At 62.1% G+C, this 15191-nt stretch carries 13 protein-coding genes; 7 read left to right on the top strand and 6 right to left on the bottom strand.

Annotated features, from left to right (window positions below; genetic code table 11):
• Positions 1–66: 66 nt before the first annotated feature.
• Genes dnaN through gyrB form a run of 3 tightly spaced genes read left to right on the top strand, consistent with a single transcriptional unit; the run spans position 67 to position 4684 of the window.
• A complete protein-coding gene (gene dnaN, locus ACB030_RS13270) occupies positions 67–1170 on the top strand; it encodes a DNA polymerase III subunit beta (RefSeq protein ID WP_025325184.1) in 1104 nt (367 codons plus the stop codon).
• Between the two features lie 2 nt (positions 1171–1172).
• Positions 1173–2276 (top strand): DNA replication/repair protein RecF, encoded by a 1104-nt coding sequence (gene recF / locus ACB030_RS13265; RefSeq protein WP_371160382.1) that lies wholly within the window; start codon positions 1173–1175, stop codon positions 2274–2276.
• The gene (gene gyrB / locus ACB030_RS13260; RefSeq protein ID WP_139437127.1) at positions 2273–4684 is read left to right on the top strand and encodes a DNA topoisomerase (ATP-hydrolyzing) subunit B; all 2412 of its coding nucleotides are present in this window, start codon (positions 2273–2275) and stop codon (positions 4682–4684) included. The genes recF and gyrB overlap by 4 nt, the downstream gene beginning before the upstream one ends.
• Positions 4685–4808: 124 nt before the next feature.
• Here the strand turns inward: gyrB and ACB030_RS13255 are convergent, their stop codons facing one another.
• Together ACB030_RS13255 and ACB030_RS13250 are read right to left on the bottom strand one after the other, a co-directional pair.
• The gene (locus ACB030_RS13255; RefSeq protein WP_371160380.1) at positions 4809–5774 is read right to left on the bottom strand and encodes a GlxA family transcriptional regulator; all 966 of its coding nucleotides are present in this window, start codon (positions 5772–5774) and stop codon (positions 4809–4811) included.
• A gap of 87 nt (positions 5775–5861) precedes the next feature.
• A complete protein-coding gene (locus ACB030_RS13250) occupies positions 5862–6632 on the bottom strand; it encodes an MBL fold metallo-hydrolase (protein ID WP_371160378.1) in 771 nt (256 codons plus the stop codon).
• 268 nt (positions 6633–6900) lie between these two features.
• Between ACB030_RS13250 and ACB030_RS13245 the strand changes: the two genes are divergently transcribed.
• Positions 6901–7314 carry an Hsp20 family protein gene (locus ACB030_RS13245; RefSeq protein WP_042000332.1) on the top strand — a complete coding sequence of 138 codons (414 nt, stop codon included), beginning with the start codon at positions 6901–6903 and terminating at the stop codon, positions 7312–7314.
• 92 nt (positions 7315–7406) lie between these two features.
• Positions 7407–7847 (top strand): Hsp20 family protein, encoded by a 441-nt coding sequence (locus tag ACB030_RS13240; RefSeq protein ID WP_043132728.1) that lies wholly within the window; start codon positions 7407–7409, stop codon positions 7845–7847.
• A gap of 83 nt (positions 7848–7930) precedes the next feature.
• Here ACB030_RS13240 and ACB030_RS13235 read toward each other — a convergent pair whose 3' ends face one another.
• Positions 7931–9184 (bottom strand): valine--pyruvate transaminase, encoded by a 1254-nt coding sequence (locus ACB030_RS13235; RefSeq protein WP_371160375.1) that lies wholly within the window; start codon positions 9182–9184, stop codon positions 7931–7933.
• Between the two features lie 282 nt (positions 9185–9466).
• On the opposite strand from ACB030_RS13235, the gene ACB030_RS13230 reads away from it, so the two are divergent.
• A complete protein-coding gene (locus ACB030_RS13230; protein ID WP_371160373.1) occupies positions 9467–9700 on the top strand; it encodes a hypothetical protein in 234 nt (77 codons plus the stop codon).
• On the opposite strand, the gene ACB030_RS13225 is transcribed toward ACB030_RS13230, so the two are convergent.
• Positions 9666–10454 (bottom strand): helix-turn-helix transcriptional regulator, encoded by a 789-nt coding sequence (locus ACB030_RS13225; protein ID WP_371160371.1) that lies wholly within the window; start codon positions 10452–10454, stop codon positions 9666–9668. The two genes, ACB030_RS13230 and ACB030_RS13225, sit on opposite strands and share 35 nt — an antisense overlap.
• Positions 10455–10546: 92 nt before the next feature.
• Here ACB030_RS13225 and ACB030_RS13220 point away from each other — a divergent pair, with 92 nt between their 5' ends.
• Positions 10547–11674, top strand: a complete 1128-nt coding sequence (locus tag ACB030_RS13220) for a multidrug effflux MFS transporter (protein WP_371160369.1) — start codon at positions 10547–10549, stop codon at positions 11672–11674.
• 60 nt (positions 11675–11734) lie between these two features.
• Here ACB030_RS13220 and ACB030_RS13215 read toward each other — a convergent pair whose 3' ends face one another.
• Positions 11735–12418 (bottom strand): response regulator, encoded by a 684-nt coding sequence (locus tag ACB030_RS13215; protein ID WP_371160367.1) that lies wholly within the window; start codon positions 12416–12418, stop codon positions 11735–11737.
• 50 nt (positions 12419–12468) lie between these two features.
• Positions 12469–15057, bottom strand: coding sequence for a DUF4118 domain-containing protein (locus ACB030_RS13210; RefSeq protein WP_371160365.1), 2589 nt, complete (start codon positions 15055–15057; stop codon positions 12469–12471).
• Between the last annotated feature and the right edge of the window lie 134 nt (positions 15058–15191).

Raw genomic sequence — 15191 nt, 5'->3', positions numbered from 1 at the left:
CAGATGGGGCTCGAATATTCCAACCTGATCCGAAAATTTTCCTCCTAATCACAACGGAGAGCACAGATGCAGCTCGAAATTAGCCGTGAGGCCCTGTTACGTCCTCTGCAACTGGTGTCCGGTGCCCTGGGTGGCCGGCCGACCCTGCCCATCCTCGGCAACGTCCTGCTCGATGTCAGCAATGGCCTGCTGTCGCTGACCGGGACAGATCTCGAGGTGGAGATGATAGGCCAGGTCTATCTCAGCAGCGACAGCCAGGATGGACGTACTACTGTACCGGCCCGCAAGTTGCTGGATATCTGCCGCGGCCTGCCGGAAGGGGCGGATATTCGTCTCAACACCGAAGGGGATCGTCTCATCATCCGCTCCGGTCGTTCCCGCTTCAATCTATCGACCCTGCCGGCCACCGAGTACCCGAACATCGAGGACTGGGAATCCGTGCTCGAGTTCGACATCAGCCAGCTGGAGCTGAAGAAGCTGATCGATGCGACCCAGTTCTCCATGGCCAGCCAGGATGTGCGTTACTACCTGAACGGCATGCTGTTCGAGAGCGAGGGTCATGGCCTGCGCACCGTCGCCACCGACGGTCACCGCCTGGCCACCTGCCGCCGCGAAGTGGTCGGGGAATCGCTGCCCGATCATCAGGTCATCCTGCCCCGCAAGGGTGTGCTGGAGCTGGTGCGCCTCCTGGAGGCGGAAGACAAGCCGGTGCGGTTGCAGGTCGGTCGCAGCAATCTGCGTGCCGCCCTGGATGGCTTCATCTTTACCTCCAAGCTGGTGGATGGCCGCTTCCCGGACTGGCGTCGCGTCATTCCCCGGGGGAGCGACAAGGCCTTGATCGCCGGTCGTGAGGATCTGCGCCAGGCCTTCGCCCGCGCCGCCATCCTCTCCAACGAGAAATTCCGTGGGGTGCGTCTCAATCTGCAGGAAAACCTGCTGCGCATCACCGCCAACAACCCGGAACAGGAAGAAGCCGAGGAGCTGCTTGACGTACAATATGCCGCTGGCGAGATGGAGATCGGCTTCAACGTCTCCTATGTGCTGGACGTGCTGAATACGTTAAAATGTGACCAAATCCGGATCAGCCTGAGCGATTCCATCAGCAGTGCCATTATTGAGGATTTTGACAGCCAAGATGCCCAGTATGTGGTGATGCCGATGCGGATCTAGTCGTGTCCCTGGTCAAACTCCAGCTCAGCGACTTTCGCAACATCCAGCACGCCAGTCTCGCGCTGTCCCCCGGCCTCAATATCCTGGTCGGGTGCAATGGCAGCGGCAAGACCAGCGTGCTGGAAGCCATCCATTACCTCGGTCTCGGTCGTTCTTTTCGTACTCACCTGACCGGGCGGGTCATCCGCCAGGGGGAGAGGGCCTTTACCCTGTTTGCCCAGTGCGAGCTGGAGGGGCGTCAGGTGCCCATCGGGCTTGCCAAGGACAAGGGGGGCGAGACCCAGCTCAAGATCGCCGGGGCCCAGGCCCAGCGATTGGCCGATCTGGCCGAGCTGTTGCCGGTGCAGTTGATCCACCCCGATGGTTTCAACCTGCTGACCGGCGGGCCTCAGGCTCGCCGGGCCTGGCTGGACTGGGGCGTCTTCCATCAGGAGCCGACCTTCTTCTCCCTGTGGGGACGGGTACGGCGTCTGCTGAAACAGCGCAATGCGCTGCTGCGCCAGAGCAGCCAGTATCGCCAGCTGGCGTTCTGGGATCAGGAACTGGTGCGGCTCGGGGGTGAACTGGTGGAGTTTCGCGCCAGTTACTGTCAGGCCATTACACCCCTGATCAAGGAGATGACGGCGGATTTTCTGCCGGAATTCGACATCAGCCTCGGTTTCTATCGGGGCTGGGAGAGAGAGACTCCCCTCGGCGACTTGCTGGAGGCGGGGTTCGAGCGGGATCGTTCGCTGGGGTACACTGGGGTCGGTCCGCAGAAGGCGGATGTGCGGCTCAAGGCGAACGGGGTGCCTGCTCAGGATATTTTGTCCAGGGGTCAGTTGAAGTTGCTGGTCTGCGCCATGCGACTGGCTCAAGGGCTCTATTTGAATCAACATAGCAGCCGTGGCTGTATTTTTTTAATTGACGATTTTGCCTCTGAACTGGATGTCGACAAACGTCGCCTGCTGGCCGCAAGGCTGAAGCAGTGCGCGTCCCAGGTGTTTATCACCGCCATCGATACCGGTCAGCTCGCAGACATGATGGATGCGAGTGACTGCAAGCTGTTCCACGTGGAACAAGGCAAGATCTCCGAAACGTTAGAGAAGGCAGAGAGTAAGCTATGAGTGAAAATACTTACGACTCCTCGAATATCAAGGTGCTGAAGGGCCTGGATGCGGTCCGCAAGCGCCCGGGGATGTATATCGGCGATACGGATGATGGCTCGGGCCTGCACCACATGGTGTTCGAGGTCGTCGATAACTCCATTGACGAGGCTCTGGCTGGCTACTGCTCCGATATTCAGGTCAAGATCCATTCCGACGGTTCCGTCTCCGTGCGTGACAACGGCCGGGGTATCCCGGTCGACATGCACGAGGAGGAGGGCCGCTCCGCCGCCGAAGTCATCATGACGGTGCTGCACGCCGGCGGCAAATTCGATGACAACTCCTACAAGGTATCCGGCGGCCTGCACGGCGTGGGTGTCTCGGTTGTGAACGCCCTCTCTGACAAGCTGCTGCTGACCATACGTCGCAACGGCCACGTCTACGAGCAGACCTATCACCTGGGTGAGCCGCAGGCGCCGCTCAAGCAGATTGGCGACAGCACGGGCACAGGTACCGAAGTGCGCTTCTGGCCGAGCCCGACCATCTTTACCGATACCCTGTATCACTACGAGATCCTGGCCAAGCGCCTGCGTGAGCTCTCTTTCCTGAACTCCGGTGTCTCCATCCGCCTGATGGACGAGCGGGATGGCCGCGAGGCTCACTTCTGCTACGAGGGCGGCATCAAGGCCTTCGTCGAATACCTGAACCAGAACAAGACCCCGATCCATCCCAAGGTGTTCCACTTCACCACAGAGCAGGATGGCATCGGCGTCGAAGTGGCGATGCAGTGGAACGACGCCTATCAGGAAGGGGTCTACTGCTTCACCAACAACATCCCGCAGCGGGATGGGGGCACCCACCTGGTGGGCTTCCGTACCGCGCTGACCCGTACCCTCAACTCCTACATGGATAAAGAGGACTACAGCAAGAAGGCCAAGTCTGCCGCCAGTGGCGACGACGTCCGTGAAGGCCTGATTGCGGTCATCTCCGTCAAGGTGCCTGATCCCAAGTTCTCCTCCCAGACCAAGGACAAGCTGGTCTCTTCCGAAGTGAAGACTGCCGTTGAACAGGCAATGGGCGAGAAGCTGGCCGACTTCCTGCTGGAAAACCCGGGCGATGCCAAGATAGTGGTCAACAAGATCATCGATGCGGCCCGCGCCCGTGAAGCGGCCCGCAAGGCCCGCGAACTGACTCGCCGCAAGGGTGCGCTGGATATCGCCGGTCTGCCCGGCAAGCTGGCAGACTGTCAGGAGAAAGACCCGGCCCTCTCCGAACTCTACATAGTGGAAGGGGACTCTGCTGGCGGCTCCGCCAAGCAGGGTCGCAACCGCAAGAACCAGGCCATACTGCCGCTCAAGGGCAAGATCCTGAACGTGGAGAAGGCCCGTTTCGACAAGATGATCTCCTCGCAAGAGGTGGGCACCCTGATCACTGCGCTGGGCTGCGGCATAGGTCGCGACGAGTACAACCCGGACAAGCTGCGTTACCACAACATCATCATCATGACGGATGCGGACGTCGATGGTGCGCACATTCGAACCCTGCTGCTGACCTTCTTCTACCGTCAGATGCCGGAGATCATCGAGCGTGGCTACGTCTTCATCGCCCAGCCGCCGCTCTACAAGGTCAAGAAGGGCAAGCAGGAGCAGTATCTGAAAGACGAAGATGCACTGCTGCAGTACCAGACCTCCATGGCGCTGGACGGTGCTACCCTGCACGTCAACGAGTCTGCCCCTGCCATCGGTGGCGAGGCGCTGGAGCGTCTGGTCAACCAGCACCGTGCCGTCTCTCACCTGATCACCCGCATGTCCCGCCGCGCCCCGGATGCCGTGCTGACCCAGCTGATCTATCAGCCTGAGTTGAACGAAACCCTGCTGGCCAGCGAGAGCGATCTGCTGGCCTGGTGCCAGGGGATGGAAGCCGTGCTCAACGAGAGCAACCACGGCATCCAGTACCAGATCCAGGTACGCCGTGACGAAGAGCGCAGCCTGTTCGTGCCGCACGCCGTGGTACGTCAGCACGGTGTCGACCGGGAATACCCGCTCAGCTACGACTTCCTGCAGTCCGGTGAGTACCGTCAGCTGGTCTCCCTGGGCAAGGAGATTGCCAACCTGATCGAGGAAGGTGGTTTCATCAAGCGTGGCGAGAAGGTCAAACCGGTTGCCAACTTCGTGGAAGCGGTCGACTGGCTGATGGGCGAAGGTAAGCGTGGCATCTACATCCAGCGCTATAAAGGGCTGGGTGAGATGAACCCGGATCAGCTGTGGGAAACCACCATGGATCCGGAAGCCCGTCGCATGCTGCGCGTCACCATAGACGACGCCGTCGGCGCCGACCAGCTCTTCTCCACCCTGATGGGTGATGCGGTCGAACCCCGTCGTGACTTTATCGAGACCAACGCCCTGCGGGTCGCCAACCTCGACGTCTGACGACTCAGTAGAGCAATAAAAAAGCCGGTCCTCGTGACCGGCTTTTTGTTTTCTGTGCGAGAGGAAAGTGGCGCGTTCCACGTGAAACATGAGAGGAATAGTCAGGACGGGGCTGGGGCTGCTGTCAGACCTTGTCACCACGAAAAGAGCGGCGCCATTCACTCGGCGACACCCCGAAACGAGCGCGAAAATGCTGGCGCAGTATGGCGGCCGTCTTCAGCCCCACCAGCTCGGCGATGCGATCCATGGAGTGGGAGCTCGTCTCCAGCAACTCCTGGCAGCGCCTGAGGCGCTCGGCCAGCAACCACTCCCCGACGGAGAGGCCGGTCGCCTGCTGGAAGCGACGGGTGAAGGTGCGCCGGCTCATCAGGCAGTGCTCTGCCAATGCGTCCAGGTTGTGAGGCTCGGCCAGGTGCATGCGCAGGTGGTCGAACAGCTGGTTGATCCTGGCATCCCGGGTGGAGGCGGGCACCGGCTGCTCGATGAACTGGGCCTGGCCCCCCTCTCTATGGGGCGGCACCACCAGCCGCCTGGCCAGCTTGTTGGCGATCCGGCTGCCATGGTGTTCGCGCACCAGGTAGAGGCAGCAGTCCAGCCCGGCGGCGGTGCCTGCCGAGGTGATCAGGCCCTCATCGTCCACGTAGAGGGCATTGGTATCGAGCCGCACGGCGGGAAAGCGGCCCATGAAGTCCTGCTCGAACTCCCAGTGGGTCGAGGCCCTGCGTCCCTCCAGCAGACCGGCATAGGCCAGCACATAGGTGCCCAGACAGAGCCCCACTATCTGGGCGCCCCTGCTTCGGGCGGCAACCAGGGCATCGAGCAGTGGCTGGGCCGGTCGCTCGGCCGGATCGCGCCAAAAGGGGATGATGACGATGTCCGCCCCGATCAATCCCTCCAGCCCGTGGCTGGCGTCGATGCGAAAGCCCTGGGCGGAACCGGGTTGGCGGGTGGTGTCGCCGGCGCAGAGCCTGAGTTCGAACAGGGAGGCGCCTGGCATCATGGTGTCGCCGAAGATGAGGCAGGGCACAGCGCAGTGAAAGGGGCTGAAGTGATCGAAGGTGATGACGGCGACGACGATGGGATTGGGCATAGTAGCAGACTCCTTTGCACTCGGATCCCCATGATAAGGGGCGGCAACAGAAAGCCGAAGGGCTATGTGGTCACATGGCCCGCTCGATCAGAGGACGATGGACTCGCCATCCTCTGGCACCAGCACCCGCGTTGCCATCCCCTGTTTGCCGAGGTAGTCGCGCAGTTCGCGCCTTGTCAGCAGGGCATGATTGACCGCCTCCATGTGGCTGGCAATCAGGGTGGCCTGTGGCGCTGCCTGATAGACGGCGGCGACATCCTCCTTGCCCATGATGATGGAACCCAGCCCAGGCACCTGGGCATCGCCACAGTTGAGGATGACGACCTCGGGCTGGTGCCGTTGCAGCGCTTGTTCAACCTGGGCGTTCCAGACGGTGTCACCCGCCAGATAGAGGGTCTTCTCTGCGGGGTGGGAGAAGACCACCCCGGATACCTCACCCAGCCGCTCGCCCAACACCGCCATGACCTGATCGTTGCCGTGTTGCCCCTCGGTCTGTTGCAACCGGATGCCGGCAAACTCGGCCTGCTCGCTCAGCAGGCGCACATCCATGAAGCCGCTGGCGCTTATGCTGTCGGCATCTTTCTGATGCTGCACAAACAGCGGGAGGTGCTTGGGGATCTGCTGCTGAGCGACCGGGTCCCAGTGGTCCAGGTGATCATGGGTCACTATCACCGCATCCACATCGAGGATCTCCGCCATGGGCAGGGGCAATTCGACCAGCGGATTGCGCAGCTGGCTGTTGGCCGTTCCCTCAAACCCCGGGAGGCTGCCCTTGGCAGACAGCATGGGATCGATCAGGAAGCGGGTGCCGGCGTAGTGGATGAGCAGGGTGGCATTGCGAACCTGGGTAACTTGCATGGTGTGCTCCGGTCTCTGGTGGGGGGACGCAACCAGTATGGCGCGCAGCGGATTGGAGGGTGAGTGGCCCGCGGGCCGAATATCATATCAATCGGGCCATTTTCGACGCTGATGGGCGACCAAAAATTTCTTTTCATTTTTTCCCTTGAAAGGAAAAAGTGAGCCCCTATATAGGTAACAAGGCCGGAACGCTCGACAGAGGTTTCGACCAGGCGCCCGTCCATCAGGAGGGCAAACAATCCGTTATCGCTCACAAGAGGGTAATACTATGCGTTCTATCGACTTTTCTCCGCTCTATCGTTCTGCCATTGGTTTCGATCGTCTGGCCAATCTCATCGAATCTGCGGCCAGCAATGGCAATGCCGGTTATCCCCCCTACAACATCGAGCAGCTGGGTGACAACGACTACCGCATCAGCATGGCGGTGGCGGGCTTTACCCAGGAAGAGCTGGAGTTGAGCTTCCAGGAAAATCTGCTGACGGTGAAGGGCAACAAGCAGGCTGACTCCGAGCGCCACTATCTCTATCAGGGCATAGCCGAGCGCGGCTTCGAGCGTCGCTTCCAGCTGGCCGACTATGTGCGGGTGAAGGGGGCCGATCTCAAGAATGGCCTGCTGCACATCGATCTGGCCCGTGAAGTGCCCGAGGCGATGAAGCCCCGCAAGATCGAGATCAACGGCTGACAGCCTGAACTCACTGCGATTTTCAAATTTCCCGGGTGCCGATGACGGGCCTGTGGAGAGTCAAACCTGTTGCTTATTAGAAGGATAGGATTATGCGTAACCTCGATTTTTCTCACCTCTCTTCCAATGCCGTCGGCTTCGAGCGGATGGCCCGCGAGCTGGAAGGCCTGTTCGACCAGAAGGCGGCGGCCTATCCCCCTTACAATATCGAGAAGCGGGAGCATGACGGCTACCGCATCACGGTCGCCGTGGCTGGCTTCGAGCGCGACGAGCTGGAGCTGGAGACCGAAAACGGCACCCTCAAGGTGAAGGGGCGCAAGGCCGCAGCGGCCGGTGAACGTCAGTTCCTCCATCAGGGAATTGCCGAGCGTGACTTCGAGCTCGCCTTCAAGCTGAGCCAGCACGTGGAGGTGAAGGGGGCCAGACTGGAGCATGGTCTGCTGACCATAGATCTCGCCCGCGAATTGCCGGAGGCACTCAAGCCCCGCGCTATCCCCATCGGCAAACCCGATCAGCTGGCGCTGCCGAGCTAAGCCGGGAATGTCAGGCCGGGGAGCCTGATACCAGAGACGAGAAAGGCCTGCGATCGCAGGCCTTTCTTTTATCTGCAGGCGAGTCAGCCGCCGCGGTAAATGGCGTTGATCTCGTCCGCCAGTATGGCGATGCCGCGTCGCACCAGCTCTTCGCTCTGGGAGTAGTTGAGACGGATGCACTCCTGGCTGTGGCGCCACTCGGGGTCGTCGATGCCGGGGAAGAAGTAGTGACCCGGCACTATCAGCAGGTTCTTCGCCTTCAGCCGCTCATAGAGTTCCTGGCAGTGGATCGGCAAGCCTTCGAACCAGAGCCAGAGGAAGAGGGCGCCTTCCGGCTTGTGGATGTGGAAGCGCGGATCGGGAATGGCGTCTCGCAGCAGCTGGACCGCGAAGTCGGCCTTCTGCTTGTAGAAGGGTTTCACCACCTGCTCGCTCAGGGCGATGATCTCGCCGCTCTCTATCATGGGGATGGTGATGGCGGGCCCCAGGCTGCCCGGTGCCAGGTTGATGATGCCGCTCAGGTTGGTGATGGCCTGGATGATCTTCTCGTCGGCGATGACGATGCCGCAGCGGGTGCCCGGCAGCCCCAGCTTGGAGAGGCTCATGCAGAGTATGGTGTTGGCATTCCAGAACGGCTTGGCCTCGCTGAAGATGATGCCGGGGAAGGGCACGCCGTAGGCGTTGTCGAGCAGCAGCGGGATCCCCTTGTCGCGGGCGATCTGATCCAGATGCTCTATCTCTTCATCGGTCAGCACGTTGCCTGTGGGGTTGGTCGGGCGGGAGACGCAGATCACCCCTATGTCGTCGCCCACCTCCAGGCTCTCGAAATCCACATGGTATTTGAACTGGCCGTCGGCCAGCTTCTCTATGGTGGGCTTATAGGCGACGAAGTGATCCTCCGCCAGAGCCGAGTCCGCATAGCCGATGTATTCGGGGGCCAGGGGGAAGAGCACCTTCTTCTTGCGGCCATCGGCGAACTCGCCGGCCAGCAGGTTGAACAGATAGAAGAAGGCATTCTGGCTGCCGTTGGTCAGGGCTATGTTGCGGGCCGAGATGTCCCAGCCCAGCTCTCTCTTGAGCAGGGCGGCCAGCGCCTTGGTGAACCTGTCCTTGCCTTGCGGGCCATCGTAGTTAGCCATGGCCTTGATCAGCTCGCCATTGTCGAGCAGCTGCTTGGCCTCGGTCTGAAAGCGTTCCAGCATGGCGGGGATGGGGGCCGGATTGCCGCCTCCCAGCATGATGGCGTCCGGATTGAGCAGCCCCTGATTGAGGTCATCCATGAGTTGGGTAATACCGGCGTGGCGAGTGAACTTCTCGCCGAACAAGGAGAATTCCATTCGGTGACAGATCCAGAGTCAGTTACGGGGGAGCTAGCACCATAGCTCAGTTTAAAAGCGGGTGTCGATCAAAATCATGGGACGTTCCACGTGGAACGGGCCCAGGAAAATGGATGTGGTAAAAATAACCACTAATGGGTTTCAAAATAACCAACAAGATGGGAAGGGATGCCTCAAATGGCATCTTTTTTTATTTTATTTAAACAAAATCAACTGCTTATATAGTTGGCACGACTATTGGAATAACTCTCTGGTCATCTCAACCATACCGGAGCAAGCCAGATGAAGACCCTGATCGCGACCCTGATACTGAGTAGCCTGAGCCTGAACGTCATGGCCAACGACAACCCCAGGCCCGAGCTGAATAGCGCCAAGCTGGCGCAGGAGATGCTTGCCCAGCAGCAGCAGGCATCCCGGGAGGTGGTACTGGATGCCATCCACAACCTCCAGCCATTGGCACTGGATACCCTGGTGGTGGAGGTCAGCCCCGCCGTGGCGACTCACCCCGAGAGTTGAGGTGACGCAGGGGCGTCTGCCCCGAATGTTGTTTGAAGAAGCTGATGAAGGCGCTGTCGCTGGAGAACTCCAGGGAAGCGGCAATCCGGCTGATGGGCTCGCTTTCTGCCAGCAACTCCATGGCGCGCAGCAGTCGCCACTGCTGGCGCCAGGCCTGGTAGTTCATGCCAGTCTCCCTCATGAAGATGCGACCTATGGTCTTGTCACTGGCACCCACCTCCTCGGCCAGCCGGTTGAGCCGAGGGGGCAGGGTGTCGCCCCGCTTTATCTCCTGCAGCCAGGTCGCCAGACGCGGGTCTGACGGCAACGGCAGCTGCCAGGACTCTCGGGGTGCCTGCCCCAACTCCTCCATAAACAATGCCAGCGTCCGCTGCTGCTCCTCTTGCGGCTGGTCCCACGGCCAGAGCGCCATCCGTTCGATCAGGGCGTGCAACAGGGGATTGACCGCCAGTACCGCCATGCTGGTCGGCAACTCGGAGTGCGGCGTGAAGTAGAGGGATCGGTAGGCAACGACACCTCGCATCAAGACCCTGTGGGGCGTGCCCGCCGGCAGCCAGGCCGCTCGCGTCGGCGGGAGCAGGCAGACCCTGTCTGCCAGCTCCATGGTCATGCAGCCGGATTGGGTGAACAGCAGCTGGTGGCGCCGATGCCGATGCAGGCCGGAGTCATGCCAGCCGAGCGCGGAGGCGATGCCGATCACGCTGCCAGCGTGGCTGTCCGGGTCGAAAGGGTGATCGGGAAGAATAAAGGCCATGTGTCCGATTCTTGATGTATATAGTCCTGCTTATTGTAATCAGACAATAGGCATCTCTCTAGAATGGCGACCTCTTGTGAAGGAGGTGTGTCATGAACAACAAGTTGCCACCGCGCTGGCTGGTGGTGGGATTGATGATGTTTCCCCAGATAGTGGAGACCATCTACAGCCCGGTGCTGACCCAGATCGCCAGCCAGTTCCGGGTGAGCGAGGGGCAGGCATCCCAGACCCTGTCGGTCTATTTCCTGGCGTTTGCGGTGGGTGTGGTCTGCTGGGGCAGGCTCTGCGATCTGATCGGGCGGCGTCCCGCCATGCTGGCGGGCTTGTTCACCTACGGGGTTGGCACCCTGCTGGCGCTGTTGGCCAATGAGTTCGAGGTGTTGCTGCTGGCCCGGGTCATCTCGGCCTTCGGCGCCGCCGTGGGATCCGTGGTGACCCAGACCATGTTGCGCGACAGCTATCAGGGCAGCGATCTGGCGCGGGTCTTCTCGGTGATGGGCATGGCGCTCTCCCTCAGCCCCGTGCTGGGGTTGGTGAGCGGCGGCCTGCTGGCCGAGCGGCTTGGCTATCTCGGGGTCTTCAGCGGTCTGCTGGTGCTGGCGGCAGTGTTGCTGCTGGTGGCCGGTCGGTGGCTGCCGGAAACCCGTCCGGCCACGACTCAGCGGGTTGCGCTCTGGCCGCTGGCGTGCCGGATGATGAAAGATGGCGGGCTCTGGCGCAGCGCCCTGCTGGTCGCCCTGTTCAACACCATGCTGTTTGGCTACTACAGCCTGGCGCCCTTCCTGTTTGCCGGACTGGGATTGAGCACCGGCGAGTTTGGTTACTCGGGGATCTTGCTGGCGCTGGCGACCCTGCTCGGCAGCCTGTTCAACAAGCATCTGCTGGGAAGGGGGTGGCAGCCGTCATCCCTGCTCAGACTGGCCTGCACTCTGGCACTGGTTGCCGGGCTGCTGGTCTGGGCGAGTCAGGCCTCGCTCTGGTTCCTGCTGCCCATGATGGGGATAGTGGTGGCCTATGGGGTGGCGATCCCCAATGTGCTGAGCCAGGCGCTGCTGGCCTATCGCGAGGTGGCAGGCAGCGCCGGTGCCCTGTTCGGGCTTGGCTACTACCTGCTGCTCAGTCTGGGGTTGGCGGTGGCGGCCGGCTTGCAGGATCTCGGCCTGTTGCTCTGTGGCTGCGGTCTGTTGGCGCTGATTTGCAGCGTGCGTCGTTCCACGTGAAACATCAGTTGCCGATACCGGGTATGGTGTTTCGAACGGGATGGGCTGCCTGCGACTGTTTCAACTGCCGATAAAGCGGTAGCCGATGCCGGATTCGGTCTCGATCAGACTGGGGTTCTGGGGATTGTCTCCCAGCTTCTTGCGCAGGCTGGCGATGACGATGCGCAGGTAGTGGGTATCCTCCTTGTGGCTGGGCCCCCAGATGTCGTTGAGCAACTGGGTCTGCAGCACCAGCTTGCCGGGGTGACACACCAGGGCCTGCAGCAGGGCGAACTCCTTGCGGGAGAGGGGGATCTCCTCCTCTCTCATGGTGACCTTGTGACTGCCGGTATCCAGGCTCAGGCCGCACTGGGGAAAGTGGCGGCATTCGCCGCTGCTGACCCCGGCGCGCTGGCGCAGCAGCACCCGGATGCGTGCCATCATCTCGCCGATGCCGAACGGCTTGCTCATGTAGTCGTTGGCCCCGGCATCCAGCAGCCGCACCTTCTCCTGCTCCGAATCCCGTGCCGACAGCACCAGCACCGGGTTGGGGTGGTGCTCGCGGATGGCCTGCAAGATCTGGATGCCATCCCCGTCCGGCAGGCCGAGATCCAGGATCACCAGATCGGGGTTGAGGTGGCGGTACTGCGCCAGCCCTTCGTTGACCCCCACCGCCTCGCTCACCTGGTGCCCCTCGGCGACCAGGCTGATCCGCAGAAAGCGGCGAATGGCCGCTTCATCATCTATGACCAGGATATGAGCCATCTAACCTCCAGAGGCGAGTGTTGAAGGGTCAGAAACCCGGAATGTGCGCATCATACCTCAGGTGAGTTGAGAGAGAGCGGCAGTGAGATACGCATGCAGGTGCCGTTGCCGTTGGGGCCGGCAAATGCCCAGATGCGACCACCGTGGGCTTCTATCATAGCGCGGGAAATGGCGAGGCCAAGTCCGGTGCCGCGACTGCCGCAATCACCTACCGGCTGGGTGTAGAAGAGATTGAAGATCTTGTCCCGATCCGATTCTGCGATGCCGACCCCGATGTCGATGATGTCGATGATGAGGTCGGGATCCGCCAGCATCACCTTGAACTCTATGGGAGTGCCGGCCGGCGAGTAGCGGGAGGCGTTGTCGAGGATGTTGACCAGCACCTGCTCGATCAGGGCACCGTGCACATAGAGCTGGGGGATCTGCTGATCGAAGTGGATCAGCAGCTTGTGCTGGCGCCAGGAGGAGTCCAGCCGCTTGCGGGCACTCTCCACCAGATCGGCGAGGTCGACCCACTCCCGCTTCAGCTGGAAGTCCGGGGAGCCGATGCGGGTCATGTCCAGCAGGTTCTGCACATAGCTGTGCAGGCGGCGCGCCTCCTCCTGCACCGAGTGGAGCAGCTCGTTGCGATCCTCGGCACTGATCCTGTCACCGTATTCCAGCAGTGTGCTGCCGGCCCCCATGATGGTGGCCAGCGGCGTCTTCAGATCGTGGGAGACCGAGGAGAGCAGGGCGGCGCGCATCCGATCCGTCTCCGCCTGCAGCTGGCTGTCGGCCAGCCGCTCGTTGAGATCGATCCGCGCCAGGGCGGCGCGGATGTCGGTGAGCAGCGCCTGCAACTGATGTTCGGCGGAGGAGGCGAGCGGGCTGGCCAGCCGTATCCCCAGCACCAGTTCATCGGTGAGGTGGTGGTACTGGGCCTCGGCCGCATTGAGGGTGGCGGTGTGGGCCCCGGCGCTCTGCTTCTGGGCCAGGCACCAGTCGATGGCGGCCTTGTCGGTCTGGCCCGGTGCCCGCACCTCGTCTCCGGCTCTGTACTGGTACTCCTCATCCAGAGCGAACACGGGCTGCCCCAGGGCGAGGGAGATGGCCTGGGTACCCTGCCTGAGCACCTCCACCGGGCTGCTGGCGGTGGCCAGCCCCTGGCTGAGAGAGAGCAGGGCGTTGCCGAGCTGCTGGGTCTCGCGCAAGCCTACCAGCTGCTGGCGCTGGCGGGAGGCGAGCCGCCCCGCCGTCATGCCGACGATGAGCAGCACGAACAGGGTGAGCAGGTCGCTGTGGCTGGCGACGCTGAGGGAAAAGTAGGGGGCGGTGAACAGCAGATTGTGCGCGACGAATCCCAGCACGGCCGCCAGGATGGCGGGCACCAGGCTGGTGGTGAGGGCTGTGGCGAGCACCCCCAGCACGAACAGCAGCGGCAGGGAGGCGGGCGGCAGCCAGTGGGAGAGCCCCCAGGCGCTGGCTGAGGTCACCGCCATTATGGCGATGGCCAGCAGGCTCTGGCGAATGTCCTTGGGGTGGAGTGGTTGCAGCCTCAGTCCAGGCTTGTTCTTCTCCGTATCCACCAGCGTGATCTCGAATCCCTGTGCCTGTTTCAGCAGGTGCTGCACCAGGGAGCGGCGCCAGGGCGGGTTGTGGGGCTTGCCGAGCAACAGCTGTGAGACCTGCTGCTGTTCGGCCGTCTCCAGCAGGGCATCGGCGACAGCCGGGCTGGAGAGGGTCAGCACCTTGGCGCCGAGGTGAGAGGCCAGCGCCAGCGCCTGCTCCAGCTCGGGGGAGCGCTGCCCCTTGCTGTCGATGTGCACCACCAGCCAGGGTAGCTGGCGGCGCTGGGCGAAGCGGTGGCCGTAGCGCACCAGGGCCGAGCCGTGCTGATCCCCGAGGCAGACCATCAGCTTGCCCCGCAGTGGCAGCGTGGTCTTGCCCGCCGCCTGCCATTGCAGTTGCAGATCCCCCTCCACGTGGCTGGCGGCAGTCTGCATCGCCAGCTCGCGCAGGGCGGTCAGGTTGTTGAGGGAGAAGAAGGATTGCAGGGCGGCCTTGGCCTGATGGGGCACATAGACCTTGCCCTCCTTGAGCCGGCCGAGCAGCTCCTTGGGGGGCAGGTCTATGAGGACTATGCTGTCCGCCTCCAGCAGCACCTGATCGGGCAGGGTCTCCTTGACCCTGACCCCGGTCAGTTGCCACACCAGATCGTTGAGGCTCTCCAGGTGTTGTACGTTGAGGGTGGAGTAGACGTCTATGCCGGCGCCGAGCAGTTCCTCCACATCCTGCCAGCGTTTCTCGTGGCGGCTGCCGGGGGCATTGGTGTGGGCCAGCTCATCCACCACTACGATGGCGGGCTTGCGTTCGAGCAAGCCATCGAGATCCATCTCCTCCAGCCGTTGCTGGCGGTGGTGATGCAGCTTGCGTGGCTGGATGGCGAGCTTGTCGAGCAGCGCCAGGGTCTCCTGGCGCCCGTGGGTCTCGACCACGCCGATGAGAATGTCGACCCCTTCCCTGGCCTGTTCCCGCACCGCCTGCAACATGGCGTAGGTCTTGCCTACGCCGGGGGCTGCGCCGAGGAAGACCTTCAGCTTGCCCTTGTGTTCCTCTTCCAGGCTTGCCAGCAAGGCGTCGGCCCTAGCCTCATCACGCATTCCCGTGCTCCTGCTCCAGCCTTGCCAGCAGGGCAAACGCTTTTACCACATCACGCATCATCATCCTTATGGAGCAACTGCCGGCTCGGTTCGAAAATCTGGGTCGCCCTCCAACTCGGGCCAGCCAGGCGCGC

Source organism: Aeromonas sp. S16(2024) (assembly GCF_041403065.1).
GTDB lineage: Bacteria > Pseudomonadota > Gammaproteobacteria > Enterobacterales > Aeromonadaceae > Aeromonas.
Note: the sequence above shows the minus strand (reverse complement) of the source record. Positions and strands in the feature narration are given on the sequence as shown.

What these genes read in the sequence shown, in the direction of transcription:
- dnaN (WP_025325184.1), top strand. Translation starts at nt 67, where the DNA reads ATGCAGCTCGAAATTAGCCGTGAGGCCCTGTTACGTCCTCTGCAACTG.
- gyrB (WP_139437127.1), top strand. Translation starts at nt 2,273, where the DNA reads ATGAGTGAAAATACTTACGACTCCTCGAATATCAAGGTGCTGAAGGGC.
- ACB030_RS13255 (WP_371160380.1), bottom strand. Translation starts at nt 5,774, where the DNA reads ATGCCCAATCCCATCGTCGTCGCCGTCATCACCTTCGATCACTTCAGC.
- ACB030_RS13250 (WP_371160378.1), bottom strand. Translation starts at nt 6,632, where the DNA reads ATGCAAGTTACCCAGGTTCGCAATGCCACCCTGCTCATCCACTACGCC.
- ACB030_RS13245 (WP_042000332.1), top strand. Translation starts at nt 6,901, where the DNA reads ATGCGTTCTATCGACTTTTCTCCGCTCTATCGTTCTGCCATTGGTTTC.
- ACB030_RS13240 (WP_043132728.1), top strand. Translation starts at nt 7,407, where the DNA reads ATGCGTAACCTCGATTTTTCTCACCTCTCTTCCAATGCCGTCGGCTTC.
- ACB030_RS13235 (WP_371160375.1), bottom strand. Translation starts at nt 9,184, where the DNA reads ATGGAATTCTCCTTGTTCGGCGAGAAGTTCACTCGCCACGCCGGTATT.
- ACB030_RS13230 (WP_371160373.1), top strand. Translation starts at nt 9,467, where the DNA reads ATGAAGACCCTGATCGCGACCCTGATACTGAGTAGCCTGAGCCTGAAC.
- ACB030_RS13225 (WP_371160371.1), bottom strand. Translation starts at nt 10,454, where the DNA reads ATGGCCTTTATTCTTCCCGATCACCCTTTCGACCCGGACAGCCACGCT.
- ACB030_RS13220 (WP_371160369.1), top strand. Translation starts at nt 10,547, where the DNA reads ATGAACAACAAGTTGCCACCGCGCTGGCTGGTGGTGGGATTGATGATG.
- ACB030_RS13215 (WP_371160367.1), bottom strand. Translation starts at nt 12,418, where the DNA reads ATGGCTCATATCCTGGTCATAGATGATGAAGCGGCCATTCGCCGCTTT.
- ACB030_RS13210 (WP_371160365.1), bottom strand. Translation starts at nt 15,057, where the DNA reads ATGCGTGATGAGGCTAGGGCCGACGCCTTGCTGGCAAGCCTGGAAGAG.